Origin of the sequence: Accumulibacter sp., from assembly GCF_029255145.1 — a bacterium.
Taxonomy (GTDB): Bacteria; Pseudomonadota; Gammaproteobacteria; order Burkholderiales; family Rhodocyclaceae; genus Accumulibacter.
The window spans coordinates 1-15139 of record NZ_JAPUVQ010000093.1; the positions used below are offsets into that span (position 1 = coordinate 1).

Below are 15139 nucleotides of genomic sequence, written 5' to 3' on the forward strand. Positions count from 1 at the left end.
AAGGTGGGCTACGTGATTCGCCTCGAACCCGGCGTGCAGACGCCCGAGGAAACGCTCGAACTGGCCCGCGGCTCGTGCCGTGACTCGGCCTGGCTGCTGGTCCAGGTGCTGCGCAACCTCGGCCTGGCGGCGCGCTTCGTTTCGGGCTATCTGATCCAGCTGGTACCCGACGTGAAGTCGCTCGACGGGCCATCCGGCACCGACCATGACTTCACCGACCTGCACGCCTGGTGCGAGGTGTACCTGCCCGGCGCCGGCTGGATCGGCCTCGACCCAACCTCCGGTCTGTTTGCCGGCGAAGGACACATCCCGCTGGCGTGCTCGCCGCAACCATCGTCCGCTTCGCCGATTACCGGCCTGACCGAAAAGTGCGAATGCCAGTTCGAGCACCACATGAAAATCGAGCGCGTCTGGGAAGCGCCGAGGGTAACCCGGCCGTACAGCGAAGAACAGTGGCTGGCGATCGAGGCCCTTGGCCACCAGATCGACGCCGATCTCGCCAGCGGCGACGTTCGTCTGACGATGGGCGGCGAACCGACGTTTGTCTCGATCGACGACCACGACGGCGCCGAATGGAGCACCGAAGCACTCGGCCCGACCAAACGAAAGTGCGCCGCCGAAATCTTTCAGCGCTTGCGCGAGAAATACGCTCCGCAAGGGCTCCAGCACTTCGGGCAGGGAAAATGGTATCCCGGCGAGCAACTCCCGCGCTGGTCGCTGAACTGCCTGTGGCGGCGCGACGGCCAGCCGCTGTGGAACGATCCGGCGCTGTATGCCGACGAGAACCAGGACTACGGCGCCGACGAGCAGCTCGCCGGCCGCTTCCTGCGCCAAGTCGCCGAGCGGCTGACGATCGACCCCAGGTACGTCTTTGCAGCCTACGAGGACGTCTACTATTACCTGTGGCGTGAGGACCGACTGCCGGTCAACGTCGACCCTTTCGATTCGCGCCTCGACGACGCGCTCGAACGCCAGCGTCTGGCGAAGATCTTTCGCCAGGGGCTGGAGCAGGTGGTCGGCCATGTGCTGCCGCTGCAAGCCCGCCCCCGGGGTGGCTGGCAGAGCGGCCCGTGGTACCTGCGCGGTGGCCGCTGCTACCTGGTCCCGGGCGATTCGCCGATCGGCTATCGCCTGCCGCTCGACTCGCAGCCGTGGGTGGCCAAGGCCGACTACCCGTACGTGCATGCGCCCGACCCGACACAGGACTTCCCGGCGCTGCCGCCGCACACCGAGATTCGAGCCCAGTACGCGATCAGCCGCAGTCTCGGCCTGCCGGCCGTAGCCGCCGCCGTCAGCGGCGAACGCTTTGCGGCGAGAGCGCTTGAACGCGTCGATGAAGCGCTTCTGCACGCCGCCGAGGTCGCCGAAACCGGCGAGGATCGCCCACCGGCGCACGCCGAATCGGCAACCCTGGTCACCCGAACCTCACTTTCGGCGCAGGCCCGCAAGGGCGTCCTGTACATCTTCATGCCGCCCACCGAGACCCTCGACGCCTACCTCGAGCTGCTGGCCGCCGTCGAGGCAACAGCCGACACACTCGCCTCGCCGGTAATCATCGAGGGTTACGAGCCGCCATCCGATCCGCGACTGAGCAACTTCAGGGTCACTCCCGACCCCGGCGTGATCGAGGTCAATATCCAGCCGTCGGGAAGCTGGGATGAACTGGTCGAGAGGACGACACATCTCTACGAGGCAGCGCGCCTGTCGCGCCTGTCGCCGGAGAAGTTCATGCTCGACGGCCGCCATACCGGCACCGGCGGCGGCAACCATTTTGTCTTCGGCGGCGCCAGCACCCTCGACTCGCCCTTCCTGCGGCGGCCCGACCTGTTGCGCAGCCTGATCAGCTACTGGCACAACCATCCATCGCTTTCCTACCTCTTTTCGGGCCTGTTCATCGGTCCGACCAGCCAGTCGCCACGCGTCGACGAGGCGCGCAACGATTCCGTGTACGAGCTGGAGATCGCCTTCAGCCAATTGCCGCAAGCGGCAGCGGACGCCGCCGAGTGCGTCGCTCCCTGGGCCATCGACCGCGCCTTGCGCAATCTGCTGATCGACTCGACCGGCAATACCCACCGCGCCGAGTTCTGCATCGACAAGCTGTATTCCCCCGACGGCGCCACCGGCCGCCTCGGCCTGCTGGAGATGCGGGCCTTCGAGATGCCGCCGCATGCGCGCATGTCGCTGGCCCAGCAACTCCTGCTGCGGGCACTGATCGCGCGCTTCTGGCGGACGCCTTACGCACCCGAGCGCCTGCTCCGTTGGGGTACCGAGCTGCACGATCGTTTCATGCTGCCGCATTTCGTCAAGCAGGACTTCGACGACGTGATCAGCGAGCTGCGTGGCGCCGGCTATGCGCTGGAGGAGGCCTGGTTCGCTCCCCATTTGGAGTTTCGCTTCCCGATGCACGGCAGCATTTCGGCGCTGGGCATCGAGTTGGAACTGCGGCATGCGCTGGAGCCCTGGCATGTCATGGGCGAACAGGGAGCGGCTGGCGGGACGGCGCGCTACGTCGACTCCTCGCTGGAGCGCCTGCAGGTCAAGGTCACCGGCATGGCCAGTGACCGCTACGTGGTCAGTTGCAACGGGCGCGCCCTGCCGCTGCGCCCGACCGGCAAGGTCGGCGAGTTCGTTGCCGGCGTCCGCTACCGGGCCTGGAATCCGCCGTCGGCCCTGCACCCGACGATCGGTGTGCACGCGCCGCTGGTTTTCGATCTGGTCGACACCTGGATGAAGCGCTCGCTCGGCGGCTGCCAGTATCACGTCGAGCACCCCGGTGGCCGCAACCCCGAGCGCTATCCGGTCAACGCCAACGAGGCCGAGGGCCGCCGTCTCGCGCGGTTCACGCCCTTTGGCCACACGCCTGGTGAAATCGACCTGCAGCCAGCGCCAGCCAATGCCGGCTTTCCGTTTACGCTAGACTTGCGCCGTTTCTGAAACCGGTCGGCGCGGGGTGAATCCCGCGCCTGTTTCCCTGATGACGCGATCCCTGCTGTCGACCTACCCGCAGACCCCCGACCGTTTCGACGAGATGCTCGCCGACGACGGCTGCGTCCGCCACGCGTGGCAGCCCTTCTTTGCGCACCTCGAATCGGCCACGCCCGAACAGATGCGTCACCGGCTCGACTACGTGCGGCGGCGCATCCTCGAGAATGGCGTCACCTACAACGTCTACGCCGACCCCGAAGGCGCCGACCGGCCGTGGGAACTCGATCCGCTGCCGCTGATCCTGTCGGCTGCCGAGTGGCGGCAAATCGCCGGTGCGGTCACCCAGCGCGCGCGCCTGCTCAACGCCGTGCTGAGCGACCTCTACGGCGAGCAGACGCTGCTCACCGACGGCACCCTGCCGCCGGCGCTGGTTTATGGCCACAACAACTTCCTTTGGCCATGCCAGGGCGTCAAGCCGGCCGGCGACACCTTCCTCCATCTGTACGCCGCCGACCTGGCACGGTCGCCGGACGGCCGCTGGTGGGTCATCGCCGACCGTACCCAGGCGCCCTCCGGAGCAGGTTACGCGATCGAGAACCGGACCATCGTCGGCCGTGCCTATCCCGAGCAGTTCCGCGACCTGCACGTCGAGCACCTCGCCTCGTTCTTCCGTGAACTGCAGAAAGCGCTGACCTATTGGGCACCGCACGGCGCGGAGACACCGCTGATCGTGCTATTGACACCCGGTCCCTATAACGAGACCTACTTCGAGCACGCTTATCTCGCGCGCTATCTCGGTTTTCCGCTGGTCGAAGGGCAGGATCTGACGGTCCGCGGTGAATCGGTCTACCTCAAGACGCTCGGCGGCTTGCGGCGGGTGCACGCCATTTTGCGCAGGCTGGACGACGATTACTGCGACCCGCTCGAACTGCGCAGCGACTCGGCGCTGGGCGTCCCGGGCCTCCTGCAGGCGGTGCGCGCCGGCAATGTACTGGTCGCCAATTCCCTCGGCAGCGGCCTGATCGAGTCCGCGGCGCTACCCGGATTCCTGCCCGGAGCCTGTAAGAAACTGCTTGGCGAGCCGTTGGCGATGCCATCGGTGGCCACCTGGTGGTGTGGCGAGAAAGCCGCGCTGGAGTATACGATCGAGAACCTGAACCATCTGGTGATCAAGGGCTCCTACCCGTCGCAGAATTTCGACCCGCTGTTCGGCAACGAACTTCACGGCAACGCCCGCGCAGAAATGATCGACCGGCTGCGCGCCAGACCACAGGCCTACGTCGCGCAGGAACTGGTCAACTACTCGCAGGCACCGACCTGGAGTGCCTCGCACAAGCGCGGTCTGCTGCCCCGCGGCGTCGGCCTGCGGGTTTTTGTCGCCGCGACCCCGGCCGGGCATGTGGTGATGCCGGGCGGCTTGGCGCGCGTCTCGGCGGAGTCGAACGCGCGCATCATCTCGATGCAGCGCGGCGGATCGAGCAAGGACACCTGGGTGCTTACCGAGGCCGCGGTCAACACCTTCAGCCTGCTCAAGCACTCGATCGGCAAGGCCGATCTGGTGCGCGGCGGGCTCAACCTGTCGTCGCGAGTGGTCGAGAACCTGTACTGGTTCGGCCGTTACGCTGAACGCTGCGACAAGACTTCCCGAATCCTGCGCGTCGCGCTCTCACGACTGGTCGATGCCGGCGCCGACTCACAGCCGGCACTGGCTTCGGCGCTCGATCTGTGCCTGGCATTGAAGCTCCTGCCGGTCGTCGAGCCGGAGACCGGCAGCGATGCGCCGCCGGCTGCGGTGCCGCCTGCGCAAGCACCTAGAGAAGCCCTGGTGCTCGCGGCAATCTGCGGCAAGGAGTGGGGCGACGGACTGGCGGGTGACATTCGCCGCCTGCTGTGGGTCGCGGCACAGGTACGCGAGCGCTTTTCGCTGGACAACTGGCACGCACTCAATCGCCTGCAACACCAGCTGCAAGCCTATGGCAGGCTGGCCAGCAGGGGAACGCCGCCCGAACTCGGCGAAGCGCTGGCCTTTCTCGATCAGGTCCTGCTTGCCTCGTCGTCGCTGGCCGGTTTCGCGATGGACAACATGACCCGCGACGACGGCTGGCGCTTCCTGATCATCGGCAGGCGCATCGAACGACTGATCTTCCTCGCCAGAGCCGTGGCCCATTTCCTGCGCCTGGATTCGACACGCGCTCCCGGCGGCCTCGAGTGGCTGCTCGAACTGACCGACAGCATCATTACCTACCGCTCGCGCTACATGACTCAGCCAGAGCTGCTGCCAGCACTGGATCTGGTCGTTCTCGACGACGGCAATCCGCACTCCGTCGCCTTTCAGTTGCAAATCCTGATCCGCTACCTCGACAATCTGACCCGTCTGCTCGGCGGTCCGCGAGACCAGGCCCTGCGCGCGGCGCTGGCGCGACTGCAGGGCTTCGACCTCGGCCAGTTCGAGCAGACAAGCTTCAGCGAGTGCCGTTCCTGCGATCCTTGCCTCCAGCTCGCCGCCCTGCTCAACGATATCGCGATCGCCGCGGCAGCGCTTTCGGACCGCCTGGCGATGCGCTATTTCAGCCACGTCGGCGACATCAGCCGCTACACCCTGACATCTTGATCGCCGTGCGCTCGCCCACCGCCCGCTATCACGTGCTGCACGAAACGATCTACGAGTACGACAGTCCGGTGTCCCTGTCGCGCCAGTTGCTGCATCTGACACCGCGTGATTGCCCATGGCAGCGCTGCCTGACGCACCAGATCAGCGTCTCGCCCTCGGTGACCGCGACCCGCGAGCGCCGTGACAGCTTTGGCAATCCGGTCCGTGAGCTGGCGATCGAGTTTTCGCACGACCGCCTGGCTGTTCGCGCCGAAAGTACCATCGAGGTCTGGCCGCATTTGCCGGTGGACGCCACGCGGACCGATCTGCTTGCGAACCCCGCAAGACCAGCCCCAGGGCGACCGGCACGCGCGTGGCCCGGCTATCTGCACACCTCGCCAGCATGGGAAAGCGTGCGCGAGGCGCTGGCCTACGGCTCCCGCCCGGTCCTGCTCGACGCCGGCCGCTTCCAGTTCCAATCGCCGCATGTGCGGGTGAAGCACGAGTTCGCCAGCTACGCGGGGCAGTGCTTCACTCCGCAACGACCGATCCTGGAGGCGGTTCAGGCGCTGATGAGCTGCATCTATGATGAATTCGAGTTCGACTCCGAAGCGACCACGGTCGCCACGCCGGTGCTCGAAGTGCTGGCCAACAAGCGCGGCGTCTGCCAGGATTTCGCTCACCTGATGCTGTCATGTCTGCGCTCACAGGGTCTGGCCGCGCGCTACGTCAGTGGTTACCTGCTGACGCGGCCACCGCCGGGACAGCCCAGGATGGTTGGCGCCGACGCCTCGCACGCCTGGGTCTCGGTTTATTGCCCGGAGCTCGAAGGAGGCCGCTGGGTCGACTTCGATCCGACCAACAACCTGCTGCCCGACACCCAGCACATCACACTCGCCTGGGGACGCGATTTTGCCGACGTGTCGCCGCTACGGGGGGTGATCCTCGGCGGCGGGGCACACGAGCTAGACGTGGCGGTCACCGTGACGCCGCTCGCCGAAGTCGGCGACCAAGCGCTGTCGCTACCCTGACCACCATCAGCCGGCGGCGGCGCGCCAGGTCGTGAGTTCGCGCGGGCGGGCGCCGGCTGGTCGGAGCGCCTGCGGCAGCGGCCTACCAGGTGATCTGTACTTCCTGAATGACCTGCGGCGTGGCGCGCTGGATAGTGAACTTGACGCCGGCCACCTCGATGACGGCTCCGGCCTTCGGGATCTCGCGCGCATGTTCCAGCAACAGGCCCGACAAGGTGTCGCAGTCCCCGACTGGCAGCTTCAAGCCCAGTTTCTCACCAAGCATTGCGGTGTCGGCACGGGCGCTGACCAGATAGTCACGGTGGCCAAGTTTCTTCAGCCACCCGGCCGGCTTCTCCTGCCGGTCGTACTCGTCCTGGATATCCTCGACGACATCTTCGATGATGTCCTCGATGGTGATGATTCCTTCGGCACCGCCGAACTCGTCCATCACCACAGCCATCGCGTCGCCGTCCTTGCGCAGCTCGACGAGCATCGACTCGGCACTCTTGCTGCCCGGGACATAGCGTGTCGGGCTGATGAAGGGCTCGATCGACGACGACTCATCGACCCCGAGCAGGTCCATGGTGTTGAGCACGCCGATCACCCGATCGATTCGCCCGTCAAAGACCGGCAAGCGAACGTGCGAGCCGGTGACCGCCAGGCGCACCGCCTCGCCGACGGTGCAGCTCTTCTCGACCGCGGCGACGTCGATCAATGGCACCATCACCTTCGACACCGTGGTTTCGGAGAAACTGAACATCCGCCGGATCATGGTTTTCTCGATCGACTGGATGTCTCCTCCCTCCTGTGGTGGCATCTGCACCATGCTCAGAATCTGTTCGCGCAAGGTGAAGGGATTGTGCTCGTCGGCACCGCCGGCAAACCTTGAGAGCAACTTGGAGAGGGTCACGAAGACGATCAGGATCGGCGAGAAAAGGATCGAGAAGGCGCGCAGCACGTAGATCAGGTAAGGCGTCCAGGCATCGGCGCGCTGCTGGAAGACGCTTTTCGGGACGATCTCGCCGAACACCCAGATCAGCGGCGCCACCACCAGCACGGCCATCCAGCTGCCCGCCTCGCCGAACAGCGAGATCATCATCGCGGTGGTGATCGTCGAGTTGGCGACGACCGCGATGTTGGTTCCGACCAGGGTGGTCGACAACAACCACTCCGGCCGCTTCTCGAGCATCTCGAGGGCCAGGCGCGCGCCCCGCGAACCCTTGGCCGCGTCGTGGCGCAGCTTCATGCGATCGGCACTGACGATGCCGAGTTCGGACCCGGAAAAGAATCCTTCTGCGATCAGGCAAGCGACCATGAACAGCAGGGTAAGCCAGATATCCGTCATTTCGAGTCGCCCCCGGTGGTCGACGCGGAGCTTGCAGGCGGTATCTCCAGCGCAGCAGCTGGCGGCTGGTGGCTCGCCGCGACGCTTTCGGCGGCGCCTGCCCCGGGCTCGCCGATCGCTTCCTTCGGCGGCTCGACCAGGACGCGCGTGATGCGGTTCTGCTCGACACTCTCGACGGTCAGCTTGATGCCGCAAAGGACGATTGCCGCGCCGGTCGCCGGCAGCTCGCCGAAGGCATCGAGCAATGCGCCGGCGATGGTCTCGGCGTCGCGGCTGACGATTTCCACCTGGAACATCTGGTTGAACTCGTCGAGCGCCATGCCGGCGTCGATCAGGCGGCGGCCATCGTCGAACTGACTGAGCAGATGCCGGTCAGGGATTTCGATATCCGACGGGCTGGCAATCTCGCCGAACACGCATTCGAGCAGGTCTTCCATGGTCACCAGGCCGGTGACGCCACCATACTCGTCGACGATCAGCGCGAAGGACAACTTGCGTTGCCTGAAGGTGTGGAACAGCTCGACTGCCGGCTTCGTTTCGGGAAAGAAATTCGGCTGCCGCAGCAGCTTGCGAAGGGCGTGCGGATCGCGCTCCAGCTTGGCCAGGTCGACACCGAGAAGGTCGCGGGTGTGCAGAATGCCCAGGATGGCGTCGCGGCGTTCCCGGAAGACGGGATAGCGCGACTGGCGACTGGACTTGATCGCGGCGATCAGCTCCGGCACCGACAGGTCCGCTGACAGGAACTCGATGTCCGAACGTGGCCGCATGATGTCGCGCAACGATTTGCTGCCGAAGTCGAAGATTTTTTCGATGTAGTGCGCTTCCTGGCTGTCCAGAGCGCCCTCGCCAACAGCGTCGATGACCAGGGTGCGAATCATGTCCTCGGTAACCAGGTTGCCCTGCGAGCGCTGCTTGCCGACGAGCAGGGTAATGAAGAACTCGGCGATGTGGCGGATCACTTCGCGCAGCGGCGTGATCAGTCGCGCAAACAGAGCAATCGGAGGCGCCTCGAATGTCGCGAACGCCACGTTGTTGCGAATCGCCAGAACCTTCGGGGTGATCTCGCCAAACAGCAGCAGGATCGGCACCATCACCAGCAGGTTGATCATCTCGTTTTCAGCACCGAAGAGATGGATGATCACCGCCGCCGAGATGACGGACGCCGAAACGTTGACAAACTCGTTGCCGATCAGGATGGTCACGATGAGGCGCCTGGGCTCGCTTCGCAGACGTTCGATCAGTTCGATGCGCGGGTTCTTGGCGCTGCGCATCTGATCGATCTGGAACGAGCTCAGCGAGAACAGCGAGGTTTCGGTGCTTGAAAAGAAACCCGAAAATCCCAGCAGGACCACAAAAACGACCAACTCTATCCAGAGTGCTGGATCCATTGTTCAACCCTCGAGTCAGATTTGACGCTTTTGCCGAACGACCAGCGGCAGCGCATTTGGCGTGGCGTGAGCGGACAGGAACCGAAAGGAGCCACGTGGCGACACTCCTGGCGGCCACGCCGTCAAGCCAGTCGCGATCTCGGCGCCGTTAAGAGCAGTCATCGAAATGAATGATTTCCCATGCTTTCTTGCACGGCGAATGATTATCAGACAGCTTGATGCCAAAGTCAAACCAGCCATCGGGCGTATGGAATTGGTACGCCTCGCTCTGAAGCAGCAGTTCTTCGGCTCGCCGCCAACCGTCACCGACCCTCCAGCGCTCCCCAAACTTGGCGCCCTTCGGCGTCCCGCGGCTGAACGACGGCGAATATTGCGCTCCTCCCGTGGTTGGTGTATCAACACCGGACAACCTTCTTCCTCGTTCGCTTCCCCCGGGCCGGCTGGGCCGGAACCCGACTCATTCTGGATGCCATCGCGCCGTGTTTGAAGCTCTCCTGTTAGTCATCATGCTGCTGCTCTCGGCCTTCTTCTCGGGATCGGAGACCGCCATCACCTCGCTGTCCTGGGCACGGACCGAATCGCTGCTGAAGGAACAGCGGCTGGGTGCCCGGGCCCTGCACCGGATGAAGCGCAACCTCAACCGCACGCTGGTGATCATTCTGATCGGCAACAACCTGGTCAACACCGGGGCCGCGACGCTGGCCACGGTGGTCGCGACCGAGCACTTCGGCCATCTGGGTCCGGGCCTGGCGGTGGGAGCTATCACCCTGCTGCTGCTGATCTTTGGCGAAATCACCCCGAAGACCTACGCCTCGCGCTACGCCATCGTGATGGCGCTGCTGGCGGCGGCTCCCCTGGAAATTCTTGGCAAGCTGCTGTTTCCCCTGGTCTGGGCTCTGGAAAAACTCATCCACTGGATGCACAGCTTCTCCAGCCCGCCGAAGGACCCCACGGTAACCGACACCGAGTTGATCGCGCTGGCTGCGCACGGCACCCGGGAGGGATCGATCGAAGCCGGCGAACACCAGATGATCCGGCGGATCTTCGACTTCAGCACGCTGCGCGCCAGTGACATCATGGTGCATCGCCACAACATCTTCTCGCTCGACGGCAATCGCAGCATCCGCGATGCCTTGAACGAGATCATTGCCAGTTCGCACTACCGGATCCCGCTGCACTCGGGAAATCCGGACGAAATCAATCAGGTCGTCACGCTGCAGGCGATCCTCGGCGAGGTTGCGCACGGCAGTCTTGACAAGACCTTGAGCGAGGTCGGCAGCGAGCCGCTGTTCGTTCCTCCCAACCAACCGGTAGACAGTCTGCTGGAGGTGTTGAAGGCCGACAAGGAGCGGTTGATGGTGGTGGTCAATGAGTTCGGCGCACTGCGCGGGATTTTCACGCTCGAGGACGTCCTTGAAGAGCTGGTCGGCGACATCTACGATGACCACGAAGCACCGCCTGACACCCAGGCGCTGCTCAAGACTGCCGGTGGCAACGAACTGCTGGTCGACGGCACCACCGAATTGCGGGTCATCGAAGCCTATTTCGGTCTGTCTCTTTCCGGCCGGCCGTATGACTCGGCAAATCTGTGGATCATCAGCCATCTCGAACGCATTCCCGCTGCCGGCGAATGCCTGCTCCTTGAAGGCCTTGAGGTAAGAATCGAACGTGCGTCGCGGCGACGGATCCATGAGATCCGGATCAGCCGCCAAGCAGGCGCCGAAGACGGCGGGCAGCCGGCAGGGTGAAGCCACCCTCGCGGCAAAGGCGCGGGAAATCCGGTGTTGCTTGCCAGGCTGACGGTCTGCGCCGTTTGGCAAGTCTTCGCCTGTCCTGTCAGGGTGCTACCCCCGGCAAAGTGAAGCCATCGAGCGACACCCACGGTGGCCGTCCGCCAATCAGGTCGGCGACGGCGCGGCCACTGGCCAGCGACAGGGTGAAGCCGAGTGCGCCGTGGCCGACGTTGAGCCACAGCTTGTCGTACGCCGTGCGCCCCAGGATCGGCCGGCCGCTCGGGGTCGCCGGTCGTAATCCTGCCCAGCCTTCCACCTGCCGGTAGTCGACCGCGCCGGGGAAGAGCGCGCGTGCCTCGGCGACCAGCGTGGCCATTCGCCGCGGGTCGATCGCGCGATCGTAGCCAGTGATGTCGGCGATCCCGGCAACGCGCAGGCGGCCATCGATCCGAGCGTAGACCATCTTGCGCTGAAAGTCGGTGACGCTGAGCGTCGGCACAGCGCCCGGGTCGGCAATCGGCGCGGTCAGGCTGTAGCCCTTGAGCGGGTAGATCGGCAGTGACAGTCCCAGCGGGCGTGTCAGCCGTGCACTGTCGGTGCCCGTGGCGAGTACGTAGGCGTCTGCCTCGAGCCGCCCCCGGCTGGTGTCGATCCCCACGATCTCGCTTCGTCGGACCCGTAGGCGATGAATTTCCGTGTCGAAAAGGCAGCAGAGTGCCGGCGAGGCGATGCGAATCCGGTCCAGCAGGCCGACGCTGAAACGATAGCAATCGGCGCTGTCCTCGCTGGGCGTATGAACGCCGCCGACGATTTCCCGGCGGATACGGTCGAGAGCCGGTTCGATGGCAACGCATGCGGCGCCGTCGAGCACTTGCTGGCGACACTCCGGATCGCCCCCTGATCGGCTCTGAAAATCGACCTGGCGACGCGCGCCGTTCAGCGCCGCCGTGTCGCGGTAAACCACCAGTTTCCCGGAGTTGGCATAGCCGAAATCGAGCGCTGGTTGCTGAACGAGCAACTCGCGCATCAGGCGACGGCTGGCATGGCCCAGGCGCAACAGGTGGCGGGTCGTCTCGGCGCTGCGCGCGCTGGTGCAGGCCGCCAGAAACCGCAGGCACCAGCGCCATTGCTGGGGGTCCAGCTGCGGGCGGAAACGCACCGGCGAGGCCGGCGAGAGCAGCCAGGGCGCCAGCTTGGTCCATACGCCGGGGTCGGCCAGCGGCACGACGTAGCTATAGCTCAGCTGTCCGCCGTTGGCGTAGCTCGCCTCGAGCGCCGCCCCCTGGTTGCGGTCGACCAGGGTCACCTGCTGGCCGTCTCGTGCCAGGTAGTAGGCGGTAGTGATACCGACCACGCCGGCCCCGAGAACGATCACGCGCATGCTTGCCCCCTGATCGTTGACCTGTCTGCCGGGGCAACACCATACCCTGGCCTGCTCGCCACGGCCGCTGCTGGCTCCTCCCTCGAACGGGCAGCAGGCGCACTGGCCAACCGGGCGCCTACCAGTTGCTCTCGCGCTCAGGGGTGGCGCTGATGTTGTGAATCGTGAGGTCGGCGCCGTTATACTCCTGTTCCTGACCGAGGCGCAGTCCGACGACGCTCTTCAGCAGGCCATAGACCAGGCAGCTGCCAAGCAGGGCAATGGCGACCGCCATCGCGGTCATCAGCAACTGCGGCATCAACGCGACGCCGCCGACGCCGCCCAGCGCCTTGCTGCCGAAGATGCCGGCGGCAATGCCGCCCCAGGCGCCGCACAGGCCATGCAGCGGCCAGACACCGAGCACGTCGTCGATTTTCCAGCGGTTCTGGGTGAGCGTGAACATCATCACGAACAGCCCGCCGGCGACACCGCCGACGACCAGCGCGCCGATCGGATGCATCAGGTCCGAGCCGGCGCAGACGGCGACCAGCCCGGCGAGAGGGCCGTTGTGCACGAAGCCCGGGTCGTTCTTGCCGGCGACCATGGCGACCAGCGTGCCGCCGACCATGGCCATCAGCGAGTTCATCGCCACCAGGCCCGAGATCTTGTCGAGCGTTTGCGCGCTCATCACGTTGAAGCCGAACCAGCCGACGGTCAGAATCCAGGCGCCGAGCGCCAGAAAGGGGATCGACGACGGCGGGTGGGCGGACATTCGCCCTTCCCGGGTATAGCGCCCGTAACGCGCACCGAGCAGCAGTACGGCGGGCAGCGCAATCCAGCCGCCCATCGCATGCACGACCACCGACCCGGCGAAATCGTGAAATTCCTCCCCGTAGGTGGCTTTGAGCCAGGCCTGGACACCGAAGGCCTGATTCCAGGCGATGCCTTCGAAGAAGGGATAAATGAAGGCGACGATCAGAAAGGTTGCCGCAAGTTGCGGATAGAACCTCGCACGCTCGGCGATACCGCCCGAAACGATCGCCGGAATGGCTGCCGCGAAAGTGAGCAGAAAGAAGAACTTGGTCAGCTCGTAGCCGTTCTTCGCGAGCAAGGTTTCGGCGCCGGCGAAAAAGTTGGTGCCGTAGGCGACGCTGTAGCCAATGAAGAAATAGGCGATGGTCGATACCGAGAAGTCGGTCAGGATCTTGACCAGCGCGTTGACCTGGCTCTTCTTGCGTACCGTCCCAAGTTCGAGAAAGGCAAATCCCGAATGCATCGCCAGCACCATGATGCCACCGAGCAGAATGAACAGTACGTCACTACCAGACTTGAGAGCTTCCATGCTTCCTCCTGAAAATCGCGTTGAAGCCTATAAGCAATTTTCAAGCCACGCTCAATTGGTGCGCTACCCCAGCATTTCCGGTCCGATCGCGGGCAGCAATGCACCGCGTCGGTGCATTGCTGCCCGCGATCGGCACCACGATGGGGCTGCATGCACCAGCGTCTGCCGCGTTCAGTCTATTCTGGTGCGGCCCCCGGCGGCAGCAGCACCCACATCCGGCCTTGCTGCTTCATGCGCCCGGCCTGCGCACCGGCCTGCGCACCGAAGCCCCAGAAGAAGTCGGCGCGAACGACGCCGCGAATCGCGCTGCCGGTATCCTGTGCCAGCATCAGGCGGCGCAACGGGGTGCTGGTCGCCGGTTGAGTGGTGGCCAGGAATACGGGCGCTCCCAGGGGAACGTGCGCCGGGTCGACGGCAATGCTGCGCTCGGGCGTCAGCGGCACCCCCAGGGCGCCGCTCGGGCCATCGCCTCCATTGCCTTTCAGCGCTTGCTCGCTGAAGAAGACGTACCGCGGGTTGGCGTTCAGCAGCTCGGGCAGCCGCGCCGGGTTGGCCTGTGCCCACTGCTTGATTCCCTGCATCGACGCCTGGTCGACGGTCAGTTCGCCGCGGTCGACCAGCACCTTTCCGATCGACTGATACGGGTGTCCGTTCTGGTCGGCGAAAGCCAGGCGCGTCATGCTGCCATCGGCGAGTTTGACTCGCCCTGAACCCTGTACCTGCAGAAAGAACAGTTCAACCGGATCATCGACCCACAGCAGGACGCGGTCGGCGTAGGCCTGCTCGCGACCGGCGATCTCGGCCCGCGAATAATAGGGAACGACCTTGTTGCCCTGCAAACGACCGCGCAGGCGCTGGTTCTTGAGCTCGGGCTGGACCGCGCCGAGATCGATGCTCAGCAAGTCGGCCGGAACGCCGAGAACGGCCTGCAGATAGGGTTTGCCGCGCGTCCGCGAGCCACGCAGCAGCGGCTCGTAGTAGCCGGTGACCAGACCTTCGGCGCTGCCGTCGGGGTTGGTCAGCAGCCAGGGCTGCAGGCGCGACTCGAAAAGGCTGCGGATGCTGGCGCCGGAAGGCGTCGGCAGCGCCCTGGCCTGCTCGCAGGCAGGCCGCCACAGCGGCCATTGCGGGCGCTTGGCCAGGCTTCGGCACGATTCCAGGAAGGCCGGCCAGGCCGCCCGCAGATCGTCGTCGGTCCAACCCGGCAGATCGCTCCAGCGCGCCGGTTGCAGCGGCTTGAATAGCGGCTTGGGCGTTCTCGCGTCGGCGGCGGGCTCGCATGGTGTACACGCCGGGCAGCTCGGGCAGTCGCCGCGCGGCTCCTCGCGCCGGGTGCCACAGGCGCTGAGCAGCAGGGCCAGCAGCGTCGCGGTCAGGATATTGGCAAGCGCCGGGGCCGAGGCCGGGCCAGGGAACCGTCGTGGTTGGCTTTTGAGCATGGTT

At 65.2% G+C, this 15139-nt stretch carries 10 protein-coding genes; 4 read left to right on the plus strand and 6 right to left on the minus strand.

Annotated features, from left to right (window positions below; all coding sequences use genetic code 11):
• The 3 genes from Q1L50_RS09030 to Q1L50_RS09040 form a co-directional block, all read left to right on the plus strand.
• Positions 1 to 2934: transglutaminase family protein (locus tag Q1L50_RS09030; RefSeq protein ID WP_300337711.1), on the plus strand; the 2934-nt coding region annotated here is incomplete at its 5' end.
• Positions 2935 to 2974: 40 nt separating this feature from the next.
• Complete coding sequence (locus Q1L50_RS09035; RefSeq protein WP_300337713.1) at positions 2975 to 5536, plus strand: circularly permuted type 2 ATP-grasp protein; 2562 nt, start codon at positions 2975 to 2977, stop codon at positions 5534 to 5536.
• A 5-nt stretch (positions 5537 to 5541) separates the two neighbouring features.
• The gene (locus tag Q1L50_RS09040; RefSeq protein WP_300337714.1) at positions 5542 to 6546 is read left to right on the plus strand and encodes a transglutaminase family protein; all 1005 of its coding nucleotides are present in this window, start codon (positions 5542 to 5544) and stop codon (positions 6544 to 6546) included.
• A gap of 82 nt (positions 6547 to 6628) precedes the next feature.
• Here Q1L50_RS09040 and Q1L50_RS09045 read toward each other — a convergent pair whose 3' ends face one another.
• From Q1L50_RS09045 to Q1L50_RS09055, 3 genes are all read right to left on the minus strand, one after another.
• Entirely contained in the window at positions 6629 to 7873 is a 1245-nt protein-coding gene (locus Q1L50_RS09045; RefSeq protein WP_300337716.1) for a hemolysin family protein, read from the minus strand.
• Entirely contained in the window at positions 7870 to 9261 is a 1392-nt protein-coding gene (locus Q1L50_RS09050; protein WP_300337717.1) for a hemolysin family protein, read from the minus strand. Before Q1L50_RS09050 ends, Q1L50_RS09045 begins: the two co-directional genes overlap by 4 nt.
• A 148-nt stretch (positions 9262 to 9409) precedes the next feature.
• Positions 9410 to 9670 carry a hypothetical protein gene (locus tag Q1L50_RS09055; RefSeq protein WP_300337719.1) on the minus strand — a complete coding sequence of 87 codons (261 nt, stop codon included), beginning with the start codon at positions 9668 to 9670 and terminating at the stop codon, positions 9410 to 9412.
• Positions 9671 to 9740: 70 nt separating this feature from the next.
• On the opposite strand from Q1L50_RS09055, the gene Q1L50_RS09060 reads away from it, so the two are divergent.
• Positions 9741 to 11009, plus strand: coding sequence for a hemolysin family protein (locus Q1L50_RS09060; protein WP_300337721.1), 1269 nt, complete (start codon positions 9741 to 9743; stop codon positions 11007 to 11009).
• Positions 11010 to 11097: 88 nt separating this feature from the next.
• Here the strand turns inward: Q1L50_RS09060 and Q1L50_RS09065 are convergent, their stop codons facing one another.
• The 3 genes from Q1L50_RS09065 to Q1L50_RS09075 all read right to left on the minus strand — a co-directional run bounded on the left by Q1L50_RS09065 (position 11098) and on the right by Q1L50_RS09075 (position 15135).
• Positions 11098 to 12375 carry a D-amino acid dehydrogenase gene (locus tag Q1L50_RS09065; RefSeq protein WP_300337723.1) on the minus strand — a complete coding sequence of 426 codons (1278 nt, stop codon included), beginning with the start codon at positions 12373 to 12375 and terminating at the stop codon, positions 11098 to 11100.
• A 118-nt stretch (positions 12376 to 12493) separates the two neighbouring features.
• On the minus strand, positions 12494 to 13696 hold the full coding sequence (locus Q1L50_RS09070) for an ammonium transporter (RefSeq protein ID WP_300337725.1): 1203 nt from the start codon (positions 13694 to 13696) through the stop codon (positions 12494 to 12496).
• Between the two features lie 176 nt (positions 13697 to 13872).
• Positions 13873 to 15135 (minus strand): murein transglycosylase A, encoded by a 1263-nt coding sequence (locus tag Q1L50_RS09075; protein WP_300337727.1) that lies wholly within the window; start codon positions 15133 to 15135, stop codon positions 13873 to 13875.
• Positions 15136 to 15139: the final 4 nt, after the last annotated feature.

Excerpts from the sequence above, each read along its gene's own strand:
- Q1L50_RS09035 (WP_300337713.1), top strand. The coding sequence starts at position 2,975 with ATGACGCGATCCCTGCTGTCGACCTACCCGCAGACCCCCGACCGTTTC.
- Q1L50_RS09045 (WP_300337716.1), bottom strand. The coding sequence starts at position 7,873 with ATGACGGATATCTGGCTTACCCTGCTGTTCATGGTCGCTTGCCTGATC.
- Q1L50_RS09050 (WP_300337717.1), bottom strand. The coding sequence starts at position 9,261 with ATGGATCCAGCACTCTGGATAGAGTTGGTCGTTTTTGTGGTCCTGCTG.
- Q1L50_RS09065 (WP_300337723.1), bottom strand. The coding sequence starts at position 12,375 with ATGCGCGTGATCGTTCTCGGGGCCGGCGTGGTCGGTATCACTACCGCC.
- Q1L50_RS09070 (WP_300337725.1), bottom strand. The coding sequence starts at position 13,696 with ATGGAAGCTCTCAAGTCTGGTAGTGACGTACTGTTCATTCTGCTCGGT.
- Q1L50_RS09075 (WP_300337727.1), bottom strand. The coding sequence starts at position 15,135 with ATGCTCAAAAGCCAACCACGACGGTTCCCTGGCCCGGCCTCGGCCCCG.